The sequence below is a fragment of the Bradyrhizobium genosp. SA-3 genome (genome assembly GCF_004212635.1).
Taxonomy (GTDB): domain Bacteria; phylum Pseudomonadota; class Alphaproteobacteria; order Rhizobiales; family Xanthobacteraceae; genus Bradyrhizobium.
Window position 1 is genome coordinate 31,631 of the sequence record NZ_PSRT01000012.1, and the last position, 14,154, is coordinate 45,784.

The 14,154-nt window shown below is 63.4% G+C and carries 7 protein-coding genes and 2 pseudogenes; 6 read left to right on the top strand and 3 right to left on the bottom strand.

Annotation, left to right across the window (positions count from 1 at the left end):
* Positions 1 to 46: 46 nt before the first annotated feature.
* The 4 genes and pseudogenes from tarD (at position 47) to CWO91_RS05795 (ending at position 4,147) form a co-directional block, all read left to right on the top strand.
* Positions 47 to 1,215: pseudogene (gene tarD / locus CWO91_RS05775) on the top strand (D(-)-tartrate dehydratase).
* A gap of 301 nt (positions 1,216 to 1,516) precedes the next feature.
* Positions 1,517 to 1,831: pseudogene (locus tag CWO91_RS05785) on the top strand (P27 family phage terminase small subunit); the annotation flags it as partial.
* 134 nt (positions 1,832 to 1,965) lie between these two features.
* On the top strand, positions 1,966 to 2,490 hold the full coding sequence (locus CWO91_RS05790) for a DUF262 domain-containing protein (RefSeq protein WP_130212605.1): 525 nt from the start codon (positions 1,966 to 1,968) through the stop codon (positions 2,488 to 2,490).
* A 73-nt stretch (positions 2,491 to 2,563) separates the two neighbouring features.
* Positions 2,564 to 4,147 carry a GmrSD restriction endonuclease domain-containing protein gene (locus CWO91_RS05795; RefSeq protein ID WP_165405246.1) on the top strand — a complete coding sequence of 528 codons (1,584 nt, stop codon included), beginning with the start codon at positions 2,564 to 2,566 and terminating at the stop codon, positions 4,145 to 4,147.
* A 183-nt stretch (positions 4,148 to 4,330) separates the two neighbouring features.
* Here CWO91_RS05795 and CWO91_RS05800 read toward each other — a convergent pair whose 3' ends face one another.
* Both CWO91_RS05800 and CWO91_RS05805 read right to left on the bottom strand, forming a co-directional pair.
* Entirely contained in the window at positions 4,331 to 5,683 is a 1,353-nt protein-coding gene (locus tag CWO91_RS05800; RefSeq protein WP_130212607.1) for a malonyl-CoA decarboxylase, read from the bottom strand.
* Between the two features lie 300 nt (positions 5,684 to 5,983).
* Positions 5,984 to 6,784, bottom strand: a complete 801-nt coding sequence (locus CWO91_RS05805) for an AraC family transcriptional regulator (protein ID WP_165405247.1) — start codon at positions 6,782 to 6,784, stop codon at positions 5,984 to 5,986.
* A 59-nt stretch (positions 6,785 to 6,843) separates the two neighbouring features.
* On the opposite strand from CWO91_RS05805, the gene CWO91_RS05810 reads away from it, so the two are divergent.
* The gene (locus CWO91_RS05810; RefSeq protein WP_130212609.1) at positions 6,844 to 8,016 is read left to right on the top strand and encodes an MFS transporter; all 1,173 of its coding nucleotides are present in this window, start codon (positions 6,844 to 6,846) and stop codon (positions 8,014 to 8,016) included.
* A gap of 545 nt (positions 8,017 to 8,561) precedes the next feature.
* Positions 8,562 to 10,823, top strand: coding sequence for a cation:proton antiporter domain-containing protein (locus CWO91_RS05815; protein ID WP_130212610.1), 2,262 nt, complete (start codon positions 8,562 to 8,564; stop codon positions 10,821 to 10,823).
* A 170-nt stretch (positions 10,824 to 10,993) separates the two neighbouring features.
* On the opposite strand, the gene CWO91_RS05825 is transcribed toward CWO91_RS05815, so the two are convergent.
* Positions 10,994 to 14,149, bottom strand: a complete 3,156-nt coding sequence (locus CWO91_RS05825; RefSeq protein ID WP_130212611.1) for an efflux RND transporter permease subunit — start codon at positions 14,147 to 14,149, stop codon at positions 10,994 to 10,996.
* Positions 14,150 to 14,154: the final 5 nt, after the last annotated feature.

A 14,154-nucleotide genomic window follows, 5' to 3' on the forward strand; every position in this document is an offset into this window, starting at 1 on the left:
GATTGCTTCGCTTCGCTCGCAATGACGAAAGTGAAAGGCCACCCCCATGTCCGTCCGCATCGTCGACGTCCGCGAAATTACAAAACCGATCTCCTCGCCGATCCGCAACGCCTATATCGACTTCACCAAGATGACGACGAGCCTGGTCGCCGTCGTCACGGATGTGGTGCGCGACGGCAAGCGCGTCGTCGGTTACGGCTTCAACTCCAACGGCCGCTATGGGCAGGGCGGCCTGATCCGCGAGCGCTTTGCCGCGCGCATTCTCGAAGCTGATCCGAACTCGCTGCTCAATGTCGCCGGCGACAATCTCGACCCCGACAAGGTCTGGGCCGCGATGATGACCAACGAGAAGCCGGGCGGCCATGGCGAGCGCTCGGTCGCGGTCGGCACCATCGACATGGCGGTGTGGGACGCGGTGGCGAAGATCGCGGGCAAGCCGCTGTTCCGCCTGCTCGCGGAGAGGCACGGCGTGACCGCCAATCCGCGCGTGTTCGTCTATGCCGCCGGCGCTATTATTATCCCGGCAAGGATCTCTCGATGCTGCGCGACGAGATGCGCGGCTATCTCGACCGCGGCTACAACGTCGTGAAGATGAAGATCGGCGGCGCCCCGATCGAGGAGGACCGCACCCGCATCGAGGCGGTGCTAAAGGAGATCGGCAAGGACGCGCAGCTCGCCGTCGACGCCAATGGCCGCTTCAACCTCGAGACCGGCATCGCCTACGCAAAAATGCTGCGCGATTATCCCTTGTTCTGGTACGAGGAGGTCGGCGATCCCCTCGATTACGCGCTGCAAGCCGCGCTCGCCGAGTTTTATCCGGGCCCGATGGCAACCGGCGAAAACCTGTTCAGCCACCAGGACGCCCGCAACCTGATCCGCTACGGCGGCATGCGCCCCGACCGCGATTGGCTGCAATTCGACTGCGCGCTGTCCTACGGCCTGTGCGAATACCAGCGCACGCTGGAGGTGCTGAAGACCTACGGCTGGTCGCCCAGCCGCTGCATCCCCCACGGCGGCCACCAGATGTCGCTCAACATCGCCGCCGGCCTGGGCCTAGGCGGCAACGAAAGCTACCCCGACCTGTTCCAGCCCTATGGCGGCTTCCCCGATGGTGTCCGCGTCGAGAACGGCCACATCACCATGCCCGACCTTCCCGGCATCGGGTTCGAGGGCAAGTCGGATCTCTACAATGAGATGAGGGCGCTGGCGGAGTAGGGGGGAACGCTGTGTGCCCCAAACTCAGTGTCGTCCCGGCGAAGGCCGGGACCCATAACCCCAGGGAGAAGTTATGGCGCGAGCTCGCAACTCCGAGTCTTCGCCAAACTCAATCCTGTGGTTATGGGTCCCGGCCTTCGCCGGGACGACAACGGAGTATGAGGCTCGACCTCACCACCCCCATCGCTGTCATGCCCTGGCTTGACCGGGGCATCCAGTACGCCGCGGCGGACGTAGCCAAGACGAGCTCTTCAACGCTGGTCTCTGGAACGCTGGATAGCCCGTCTCCGCGCCTGAACTTTACAGGCTCGGCCTGCTGACCCGAGTCTATGTTCCCGCGCTCGCCGCCTATTGCCACGCCTTCGGGCAATGGCGCATGGCTTCTGAAGCGCTGGCGAAGATGCAGGCCAAAGATCCGGTCATGAACGGTCTGATCATCAAGAGCAGATATGGCGACGCGGCTATGAATCCGTTGGTCACGATCGTGCGCAAGCACGCAGCCGATGTTGTGAGGTATGCAGCCGAATTTGGACTGACGCCCGTTGCTCGGAGCCGAATCGCAGCCGGGATCAACGCCACGCAGTTACCGAGCAAGTTCGATGGTTTGCTGCGCTGATCATGCTGCTTGGGACTGCATCGGAACGGTTGATAAATGTCGGCGTGACTATCGGCAGGTTGCCAACGAACTTCATCCGCCCGTAAGTTACAACCCTTCCGTTTTGACAAAGCCGCAGGTTGGGGAATTAGGGCATGGAAACGCAAGTTCGGACACCGCAGATGGTGTTTATGCAGCCGCAACGGCTAGTCGTACCTCTGTTTCAAAGACCTTATGTTTGGAATCAAGAAACCCAATGGGAGCCACTTTGGGAGGACGTGCAACGTGTTGCGGAGCGCGTGCTTGCCCATCCGACCGATAAGCACCAGCCTCACTTCCTTGGTGCCGTTGTGCTACAACAAATGCCGAACCAAGCGGGTTTGATGCAGCAGCGCACAATCATTGACGGTCAGCAAAGGTTAACAACGCTCCAGCTATTGCTCGATGCGCTTAGTGCTGAATTGACCGCAGCCCAAGCGTTGCCTTCTGCAGCACGTATCGAGCCGCTTGTGACCAATGCTGAGCCATTCTGCGCGAAGCCAGAGGATCGTTTTAATGTTTGGCCGACCAATCGGGACAGGCCGGCTTTCAACGAAGTGATGGGCGCAACTCCTCCTGTTGATCATGAGCAACTCAAATTTCGCAACGAACGAATGACACAGGCTCATTATTTTTTGTGAGCAATCGCGCGCATGGCTCAATGAAAAGGGTCCTGCGATGGTGCAACCGCGGGCGGCCGCAATAGAACGCTCAGTGCGCGAATTGATTCAATTGGTTGTAATCGATCTCGCGGCTGACGAGAATGCTCAAGAGATTTTCGAGACTCTGAACGCGCGTGGTGCTCAGTTTACCGCTGCCGACTTGATTAAGAACCTCATCTTTCAGCGTCTTCTCGAATCTGGAGCTGATGTTGAGGATGCCTATCAGAAGTATTGGAAGGAATTCGAGACGGGTTTCTGGGAAGTCGAGATAAGTGTTGGGCGGTTTCGCTATCCGCGATCATCTGTTTTTTTGAACCATTGGATCGTAGCGCAGACGGGCGAAGAAGTAGTTGCGAGGGAGGTGTTCGACCGCTTCAAGCGCTTCGTGGACCACGATGCGCGCCTGCCTATGCAGGACCTGCTTAAACAAATCCACGCAGCCGCTGGTGTTTACCGCAACTTCATTGAGGCTGCTGCGAGAGAAGGGGGCTCAATAGATCAACTTGGCTTGTTTGGATATCGAACAAGCGTTCTTGAGAGCGAGGTAATAAAACCTCTGGTACTGGCCCTCCTTGATCCACAAAGTCCTCCTGTTCCGGCGATCCAGCTAGATAAAGCATTGGATGTGATCGAAAGTTGGATGGTTCGCAGAGCGCTCGTGCGCGCCACAGCCAAAGGTTATAATCAGCTAATTGCGGAGCTCGTTGGGCAGCTTCGCGGTTGGGATAGAGCGACCGTAGGCGATAGAATTCAAGCCTTTCTCGCAGGACAAACCGCAGAGAGCCGGTATTGGCCGGACGATGCTGAGCTAGAGCAGGAAATTACTGATCTCCAAGCTTACCGCCGTCTACGGCGGGGACGCCTTCGGATGGTTCTTGAAGCGATTGAGGATCATTTGCGCGGTTGGCGAGATGGTAAGCAAGGCCTCGGAGGGGAACGCGTAGCTCGCGGGAGGCTGGCGATTGAGCATGTGATGCCGCGAAAATGGCAGCAGCACTGGCCGACACAGGGCTCCGACGAGCAGGAGCGCGATAGACTTATACATACGCTAGGCAATCTTACTCTCCTGACCGGCAAGTTGAACTCAACGGTATCCAACGGTCCTTGGTGCGGAACGAACAGCAAGCGGGCAGGACTTGAGGCGCATGACGTGCTCCTCCTAAATCGGACCTTGTTGAAAGAAGCAGGAGCGGAGTGGAACGACGATTCAATCAGTCGGCGTTCGCAAGAACTCGTACTAATCCTCGCGGAGATTTGGGCGGTACCCCCCGATCACCGCTCCGGCTTTGCCGTAACTCGGCGACGACCGGGAAGAAAGGTAGAACCCACAGACCTCATCAACGCGGGTCTTCTGCAGCCAGGAATGTCATTAATTCCAAAGCGCAAGAAATTCAGCCATCGTGTTGCTACGTTGTTAGCGGACGGGCGTGTAGAAGTGGACGGCGAGGCTTTTGCGAACGCCAGGGAGGCCGCAACAGCGATCTATGGAAAGAAGACCGGGGGGTGGTGGTTCTTCCTCACTGATCCGGCGTCAGGTCGCACACTACGAGCAGTTCGCCGCGACTACATCGAAGCTATGGCTGTTGATTCTGACGATGACGAACAGGGCGACGAGGATGACGATGACGAAACATAGACGGCGCGGCGGCCCCGCCTCTGGCCGCAGCCCGCCCACCGCCCCGCTTCCATGGGGGACAGCCCGCTGTCGTGTCAAATAGATGGCACGGCTCCGGATGGAGCGAAGCGAAATTCGGGGACGCGTATCGTTGAGCTAAAGTCCCGGATTACGCTTGCGCTCCATCCGGGCTACGACAGCGGGCTACGACAACCGCATATCCAGCAGCCGCCGTCCTTCGCCCTTCAGCAGCTTCTTCACTGCACCCGACGCCACGACCTCGCCGTCGTTGGCGTAGGCTTCGTGGTTCTTCTCGATGTCGTCGAGGCGGTAGAGGTAGTTGACCATGACGCCGGCGGATTCGCGCATGCCCTTCGGCGAGAGGTCCCCTAACCAGTTGATGCGCTCCAGCCGCGCGCCGTTGCCGAGATGGAAGCGGGCGACGGAATCGATCAGCTTGCCCTTCGGCGTGCGTGCTTTCAGGAAATAGTACGCTGCGAGCGGCTCCAGCAAGCTGCGGAGCAGCGTGGTCGTCTCAGGGTTCTCGAACCATTTGGGATCGTCGAGACGCTTCAGCGTCTCGCGGTCCTCGTCCGACAGCGGCAGGTCCTTGTCCTGCTTCACCCATTGCATGAAGCCCGGCACCGGTGACAGCGTCACGAAAGTGTCGAGCTTCGGCAGCTCGCGGCGGAGCTCCTCGACCACCTGCTTAATCAGGAAGCTGCCGAACGAGATGCCGCCAAGGCCACGCTGGGTGTTGGAGATCGAATAGAACACCGCGGTGCGGGCACGCTCGATCGGCAGATGCTGGCGGTCGATCGCGAGCAGCGGCGCGATCGCACCGGGGATGGTCTCGGTCAGCGCCACCTCGACGAAGATCAGGGGCTCGTCGACCATCGCGGGGTGGAAGAAGGCGTAGCAGCGGCGGTCGACCGGATCGATGCGGCGGCGCAGATCGTCCCAGTCAGAGATCTCATGCACGGCTTCGTATCGGATGATCTTTTCGAGGATGTTGGCCGGGGTCGACCAGTCGATCCTGCGCAGCACGAGAAACCCCCTGTTGAACCACGAAGAGAGAAGATGCGAGACGTCGCGATCAAGCGCGGCGAGATCGGTGTGCCCGTTCATCATGCCGAGCAGATCGGCGCGCATGCTGACGAGGTCGCCGGTGCCGCCCGGCGCGCGGTTGAGGCGGCGGATCAGCTCCTGCCGCCGCGGCTCGGAAGCGAAATGCAGCGAGCTCGCGTCCTCGTCGGTGGGCTGGGCGCGCCATTTCTCGATCGCCTTGGACAGCCGCTCGCGATCGGGGCCGAAATCGCGCACCAGCGCCTCGAAGAAAGCGCGGCGTCCGGCCGCATCCAGCTCCTGGTAGAGGTCGAGTACCTCCCGCGCCATCGCGGTGCCCGAGGCTTCGCCCCGGCCCGAGAGCAGCGCGTCGCAAAGCGCCATCAGCCCGGCGGCGTCTGGTTTGGTGTCCGAGCCGTCGCCGCGGCGAAGCAGCGTGCGGCCGCGCTCGGAGATGGTGGCGAGCAGGTCGGAGAAGAAGGCGTTGGCCATCTGGACTTTTCGATTCCGGTTTGTGCGATGCGGAAGCTTACATGGGATTTAGGCGGAAGCCGATCACAATCAAGCAGGGGAATGCGGCATCTTTAGTTGGGCTGCGCGCCAACACCGAGACTGTCATGCCCCCGCCGGCCGCTATCCAGCACGCTGCTGCCGTAGGGTGGGCAAAGGCGCACTTGCGCCGTGCCCACCATATCTCCTTGATCTCGGGAAGTGGTGGGCACGCTTCGCTTTGCCCACCCTACGACGTCTTGCGGCCTGGCGACAGCCGCTTTCGCCAGCGATGACATGGAGCTACACCTTCCCCGCAAACTCCGTCGGCGTCCGCCCCGTCACCTGCCGAAACGCCGCCGAGAACGCCGGCACACTGGCATAGCCCAGCGATGTCGCGAGCTGCTTCACCGACACGTTCGCATCCGTCGATAGCCGCTGGATCGCCGCCGCAATCCTTGCGCGCTGGCACCAGCTCTTGAAGCTCAGCTGCGTTTCCGTGGAGAACAGCCGCGACAGCGTGCGGGCGGAGGTTCCGACCGCGCGCGCCAGCGTGTCGATGTCGTGCAGGCCGGTGGGATCGTCGAGCACGATCATCGCGGCGCGGCGGCAGCGCACTTCGCGCGGCAGCGGCACGAGGGTCGTGGAATCCTCGGCCTGGTGCAATTCCAGCATCACGAGACGAACCAGTAGCTCGGTCCGCGCCTCGGTACTGCGGGCATCGAACAGCGCCAGGATCGCCTGGTGCAGCAGCGGCGACACCCGGACCACGAACTCCTTGGTCAGTCCCTCATATTGCTGCTCGCGCTTCAGCCAGGGCAAGTCGAAATACAGCGTGCGCATCTCGATGTCGGCGAGCAGGTCGATGGCATGCTCGAGCCCGACGGGCACCCAGACCGCGCGGTCCGGCGGCACCAGCCAGCGCCCTCCGGGCGTCGTCACCTGCATGGTGCCCTTGGCGGCATAGATCAGCTGCGCCTCGCGGTGCAAGTGCGGGTCGATCCGCAACCCCTTGGGATAGTCGCGCGCGACCAGGTGCACGCCCGCGGTCGAGCGGTGGTTGCCCCGGACCTCCCGGAGAATTGGCGTTTCGACGACAGTCATTGGCAGCATCCCGTCTGGCCTGCGACATATAACTCATTTCGGAGCAGGAGAGGATTCGTATGAACAGCCCCAGCCGGGTCATCAGTTTCGTCAATGCCGGCCATTTCATCGACCACTATTCGATGCTGATCTTTGCCGCCGCTGTCATCATCATGGGGCCGGCGCTCGGCATGGCCTATTCGGAACTCTTGCCTTACGCGACGCCGGGCTTCGTCGCGTTCGGCGCGGGCTCGCTGCTGACCGGCTGGCTCGGGGATCGCTGGAGCCGCCGCCACATGATGCTGATCTTCTTCGTCGGCATCGGCGCCTCCATGATCGCGGTCGGCTTCGTGCGGACCCCGGCGCAGCTCGGCGCGGCGCTGCTCGCGATCGGCATGTTTGCCTCGATCTATCATCCGGTCGGCACCGCGATGATCGTGTCCTATGCCGACAAGCTCGGCCGCGAGATGGGGCTCAACGGCGTCTGGGGCAATCTCGGCGTTGCCTCCTCGGCGCTGGTCACCGGCGTGATCGGCCAATATCTCGGCTGGCGCTTCGCCTTCATCGTTCCCGGTGTCGTCACCATCCTGATCGGTGTCGCGTTCGCGCTCACCGTCGTCCATGAGGACCGCAAGGGCTCCAAGCAGGCAGCGGCGCAGGCGCGCGTCGCCAAGCAGGACATGTGGCGCGTGGCGCTGTCGCTCCTGATCGTCGTGATCGCGATCTCCACCACCTTCAACGCCGTCACCGTGGCGCTGCCGAAACTGTTCGCGGAGCGGCTCGCGGACCTGACCAAGAGCCCGGCGCTGCTCGGCGTCATCGCGGCCGGTGTCTACGTGTTCGGCGCGATGACGCAGTACACGATCGGCCGGCTGCTCGACCGCTATTCGCTGAAGACGGTGGCACTGCCGCTGTCCTTCATGCTGGCGCCGTTCCTGTATCTGGCCGCAAGCCTGTCCAATCTGCCGCTGATCGTGGTTTCGATCGGCATCGTCATGGGCGCGTTCGGGCAGGTCACGGTGAACGACGCCATGGTCGGCAAGTACACCACCGAAGAGTGGCGCTCGCGCGCCTATGCCGTGCGCTATTTCGTCGGTTTCACCGCGGCCGGTGCCTCGGTCGGTCTGGTCGCCTGGCTCTACGAGCAGGGCGGCTTCGTCACCATGCTGCACGCCTTCGCCGCCCTCTGCCTGCTCGCGATCGCCGCCGCGCTGATCCTGCCGCGCGAGATCCGGACGCCTCAGGCGGCGTGAAGGCTCCGTCATTCCGGGGCGCGCGAAAGCGCGAACCCTGAATCCATCAAGCGGCAGAGATTGCGGACAAATGGATTCCGGGCTCGTCGCTACGCGACGCCCCGGAATGACGAGAGAGATGCGCACGGCTGTCTCGACTTCGTCATTGCGAGGAGCTCTTGCGACGAAGCAATCCAGAATCATCCCGCGGAGGGACTCTGGATTGCTTCGCGGAGCCTGTCATCGGGCCGCGCTTCGCGCGGACCCGTTGGCTCGCAATGACGGAGAACAGTCGCAATGACGGGGGATGTGGCGGCATGTCGCGTAGCGCCTGCCGATGATGCCATTCTGCCGGTGTTTTGCCCGACGTGTCAAATGCCGGTGCGGCCGGAAAACCTCAGCGCGCACAACGCCGTTCTACTGTGCATGGGGTTGTTTTCGCATTTTTTGTTGAAGCACCCCCAAGGCCCCGGCAGCGGAAAGCCGGAACTCCCTCCGCCTCCCGCGGGTTCTACCCCTGTCGCCCCGGCGCTTCGCCGGGCAGATGAAGGGGGAATGACACCCGCATGCAGTGGAGCCTGCTCCGACCGGTCGGCCTTGTCCCCGCGGCGCTTGTCCTCACCACCATTGCGGCGAGTGCTGAGGGCGGCAAATCGGCCGGCCCGTCCGAATTCCTCCTGGTGGCGCAGATCGTCTTGCTGATCGGGGTCGGCCGCGGTCTCGGCGAGATCATGCAGCGCATCGGCCAGCCCTCGGTGATGGGCGAACTGCTCGCCGGCATCATCCTGGGGCCGTCGCTGTTCGGCTGGATCTGGCCCGAGGCGCAGCATGCGATCTTCCCGAAGACGCCCGAGCAGAAGGCGATGATCGACGGCATCGCCCAGTTCGGCATTCTCCTGCTGCTGCTGCTGACCGGCATGGAGACCGACCTCAAGCTGGTGCGGAGGGTCGGCAGGGCGGCGATCGCGATCTCGATTGCCGGCATCCTCGTGCCCTTCGCCTTCGGCTTTGCGCTCGGCGAGTTCCTGCCGGATGCGCTGCTGCCCGATCCGCACGCGCGCCTCGTGGCCTCGCTGTTCATGGGCACGGCACTGTCGATCTCCTCGGTGAAGATCGTCGCCGTGGTCGTGCGCGAGATGAACTTCATGCGCCGCAATGTCGGGCAGATCATCGTCGCGACCGCCGTCATCGACGACACCATCGGCTGGATCATCATCGCCGTCATCTTCAGCCTGGCCTCACACGGCACGCTCGATATCGCCTCCGTGGCCAAGGCCATGCTGGGAACGTTCGCCTTCCTGGCCGTCAGCTTCACCATTGGCCGTCGCCTGGTGTTCCAGCTGATCCGCTGGGCCAACGACAACCTCGTCAGCGCGGCGGCGGTCATCACGGTGATCCTGCTGTTGATGAGCGTCATGGCTATGATCACGCATCTGATCGGCGTCCACACCGTGCTAGGTGCCTTCGTCGCCGGCATCCTGGTCGGGGAGTCCCCGATCCTGACGCGGCAGATCGACGAGCGCCTGCGCGGCCTGATCTCGAGCTTCTTCATGCCGGTGTTTTTCGGCCTCGCCGGCCTCAGCGCCGACCTTTCGGTGCTTCGCGATCCCAATCTCCTGATGCTCACCGGCCTGCTGGTCGTGATCGCCAGCGTCGGCAAGTTCGGCGGCGCGTTCGTCGGCGGCACCCTGGGCGGGCTGAATGCGAGGGAATCGCTGGCGCTCGCCAGCGGCATGAACGCGCGCGGCTCGACCGAGGTGATCATCGCCACCATCGGCCTCTCCATCGGCGTGCTCAGCCAGAACCTGTTCACCATGATCGTGACCATGGCGATCCTGACCACGATGGCGATGCCGCCGATGCTACGCGCGGCACTGGCAAAGCTGCCTGTGAACGAGGAGGAGAAGGAGCGGCTGGAGCGGGAAGAATTCGAGAAGCGCGGCTTCATCGCCAATCTCGAACGTCCCTTGCTCGCGGTGGACGAGAGCGTCAACGCCACCTTCGCCGCGCATGTCGCGGGCGTGATTGCCGGCATGCGCGGCCTGCCGATCACCGTGCTGCACATCGGCGAGCGCGCCAGGGTGCAGGACAAGGGCGAGGACGACAGCCACGAAGCCGTGGTGAAGAAGGCGGCCGCAACCGTGTCCGCCAATGGTGGCGGCGAAGCCGGCAGCGTCGATGTCGTCACCCGGACCAGGCGCGCGGAGCTCGGCGAGACCATTGCCGACGAAGCGCGCAAAGGCTTTGACCTTCTCGTCGTCGGCATCGACAAGGTCGCTGCCGCCAAGGATCGCTTCGACCGGAAGATCGAGGACATCGCCGCCGAGTTCGAGGGGCCGCTCGCGATCGTGGTGGCCAAGGGCAGGCACCTGAAGCAGCCGGTGCCCGACGCGCTCAACATTCTCGTTCCGGTCTCCGGCAGCGGCGTCTCCAAGCGCGGCGCCGAGGTCGCGGTGGCGCTGGCGCAGGCCGGCTCAGGCTCGCTCCGGGTGATCTATGTGACGACGACGCGCGACAAGGGCGCGCAGCGCGGCACCTCTCGCGGACTGAGCCAGGAGACGGGCATCCTCAAGGACACCAGCGATCTCGCCGCCCGCTACGACGTCGACATCACCACGACGCTGCGCGTGAACCGGGCGCCGGAGGCGGCGATCCTGCGCGAGATCGACACCACCGACGTCGACCTCGTGGTCATGGGCGTCGACCGGATCCAGGCCGACCATCTCTCCTTCGGCGGCGTCGCCGCCGCAGTGCTGAGGCAGTCGAAGGTATCCGTGCTGCTGGTCTCGAGCGGCGAGGCGCGACAGGCACCAGCGGAGAAGGCTTAGACGACGGTGCGCTCCCTCTCCCGCTTGCGGGAGAGGGTTGGGGAGAGGGTGTCTCCACATTGGACACTCCCCCAGAGGAGAGAGCTCTCACCCGGCGCTACGCGCCGACCTCTCCCGCAAGCGGGAGAGGTTCCACCGAGAACGCCGCGCCGCTGATCCTACCGACACTCTCAGGTCTTCACCTCCGCCACCTTCGCCTTCGGCGCCTTCTTCGACGCGCGCCAGTTCTCGAAGCGCTGCACCACCACGAAGAAGGCCGGCACGAACAGCACCGCGAGGCAGGTCGAGGCCAGCATGCCCGAGAACACGGTGATGCCGATCGACTTGCGCGCGCTGGCGCCGGCGCCGGTGGCGAGCACCAGGGGCACCACGCCGAGGATGAAGGCGAACGACGTCATCAGGATCGGACGGAAGCGGGCGCGCGCCGCCTCGATCGCGGAATCGAGAAGCGGCTTGCCGTCGCGGCCGTGCAGCTCGAGTCCGACCTCGACGATCAGTATCGCGTTCTTGGCCGACAGCGCGATGAGCAGGATCAAGCCGATCTGGCAATAGAGGTTGTTGTCGATCTTGAGCCCGCTCAGGATCAGCATCGGCCCGAGCAGCGACAGCGGCACCGCGAGGATCACCGAGATCGGCGCGTACCAGCTCTCATACTGGCCGGCGAGCACGAGATAGACCAGCAGCATGGCGAGGCCGAACACCCAGTAGATCTGGTTGGAGACTGCCTTCTCCTGATAGGACATCGCGGTCCATTCATAGCCGGTGCCCGGCGGCAGCGTCTTGTCCGCGATCTCTTCCATCAGTTTCAGGGACTGGCCGGAGGAATAACCCTGCGCCGGCAGGCCGATGACGGTCGAGGATGGATAGAGGTTGTAGAGGCTGATCAGCGACGGGCCGGTGGCCGGCGTGATCTTGGCGACGGTGCCGATCGGGATCATGTCGCCGTTCGAGTTGCGCACCTGCATGTTGGCGATGTCGCGCTCGGTGACGCGGAAGGCCGGATCGGCCTGGGTGTAGACCTGGAACACGCGGCCGAACTTGTTGAACTGGTTGACGTAGGATGAGCCCAGATAGGTCGATAGCGCCGAGAACACCTGATCGGTGGTGACGTGGAGCGTCTGGGTCTTGACGCGGTCGATCTCGACGTTGAATTGCGGCACCGACGAGCGGAACGAGGACTGTACGCGCTGCAGCGCGCTCTGGCTCTGGCCATTGCTGACCATCGCGCCGGTGATCGCCTGAAGCTTGGCGAAATCGCTGTTGCCGTCGCGCAGCTCGACCTGCATCGAGAAGCCGGCGGCGTTGCCGATGCCCTGGATCGGCGGCGGCGGCAAGACGATGGTGCGCGCTTCCATGATGGTCGCGAGCTTGTCGTTGAGCCCGTATACCAGCGAGCGCAGATCCTCGCCGGGTCCTTTGCGCGCCTCCCAATCCTTCAGGATGATGTAGGCAACGCCGGCATTGGCAAGGCTCGCGCTGTTGTCGAGCGCGGAGATGCCGGCGATGGTGATGACCTGCTGGACGCCAGGGGTGTCCTTGATCAGCTCGCTCGCTCTGTCGAGCACCGTCTGGGTCCGCTCCAGCGCGGCGCCGTCGGGCAGCTGCACGGCGGCGATCAGATAGCCCTGGTCCTCGATCGGCAGGAAGCCGGTCGGCACCCGCGACAGGCCGTAGCCGCCGATCCCGATCAGGACCAGCGCCACCGCGACCGAGACCGTGGCGTGCCTGACCAGGAAGCCGATCAGCCGCGTGTAGCCGCGCTCGAGCCGGTTATAGACGGCGTTGAAGCCGCGGTAGAAGAAATTGCGCTGCTCTGGCGGCACCGCCGGCCGCAGCCAGAGCGCACACTGCGTCGGCTTCAAGGTCGCCGCGTTGATGGCGGACAGAAGCGCGGTCGCGGCGATCACCAGCGCGAATTGCGAATAGATGCGCCCGGTCAGTCCTGCGAGGAACGAGGCCGGCAAAAACACCGAGATCAGCACCAGGGTGATGCCGACGATCGGCGCGAACAGCTGGTCCATCGCCCTGATCGCGGCGTCGTGGCCGTTCATGCCCTGCTCGATGTTGTGGGCGGCGCCTTCGACCACCACGATGGCGTCGTCGACCACGATGCCGATCGCCAGCACGATCGCGAACAGCGTCGACATGTTGATGGTGAAGCCGAGCGCCGCCATGGCGGCGAACGCGCCGATGATGGTCACCGGCACGGTCGTCGCCGGCACCAGCATAGCGCGCCAGTCCTGCAGGAACACAAGGATCACGACCAGCACCAAAAGGCCAGCCTCGATCAGCGTCATGTAGACCTCGTGTACCGAGGCTTCCACGAACTTGGTGGTGTCGAACGGCGTGTCGTATTTGATGCCTTCGGGGAAGCGCTTGGCGAGCTCCGCCATCTTCTTCTCGACGGCCTGCTCGACCTGGAGCGCGTTCGCGCCTGGCGACTGGAACACGCCGATGCCGACGGCCGGCTGCTTGTTGAGCGAGAAGATCTGGCTATAGGTCTGCGCGCCCAGTTCGACCCAGCCGACGTCGCGCACCCGCGTGACGTCGCCGCTCGTGCCCGTCTTGACGATGATGTTCTCGAACTGGCTGCTGTCGTCGAGCCGTCCGTTGACGTTGAGCGTGTACTGGAACGCCTGGCCCGGCGGAGTCGGCGGCGCGCCGACCTGGCCGGCGGAGACCTGCTGGCTCTGCTGCTGGATTGCGTTGATGACGTCCTGCGGCACCAGGTCACGGACCTGCAGCTTGTTCGGGTCGAGCCAGACCCGCATCGAATATTGGCCGGCGCCGAACACGGTGACGTTGCCGACGCCGGGCAGGCGGGAGAGCTCGTCGCGGATATTGATGGTGGCGTAATTGCTCAAATACAGGCTGTCGTACTTCGCGTCGGGCGAGGTCAGCGTCACGAACAGCAGGATCGAGGTCGACCGCTTCTGCACGGTGACGCCCTGGTTCTGCACCGCCTGCGGCAATTGCGACAGCGCGCTGGAGACGCGGTTCTGCACCAGCACCTGCGCGAAATTGAGGTCGGTGCCGATCTTGAAGGTCACGGTCAGCGTATAGGTGCCGTCGGAGCCGCTGTAGGACTGCATGTAGAGCATGTCCTCGACGCCGTTGACCTGCTGCTCGATCGGCAACGCCACGGTGTCGATCACGGTCTTGGCGCTCGCGCCGGGATAGCGCGTGGTGACCTGCACGGTCGGCGGCACCACATCAGGATATTGCGCGATCGCGAGATTGAACAGTGCGACGCCGCCGATCAGGATCATCAGCAGCGCGATGACGTTCGAGAGGACCGGCCGCTCGATGAAGAATTTTGAGATCATGGCCG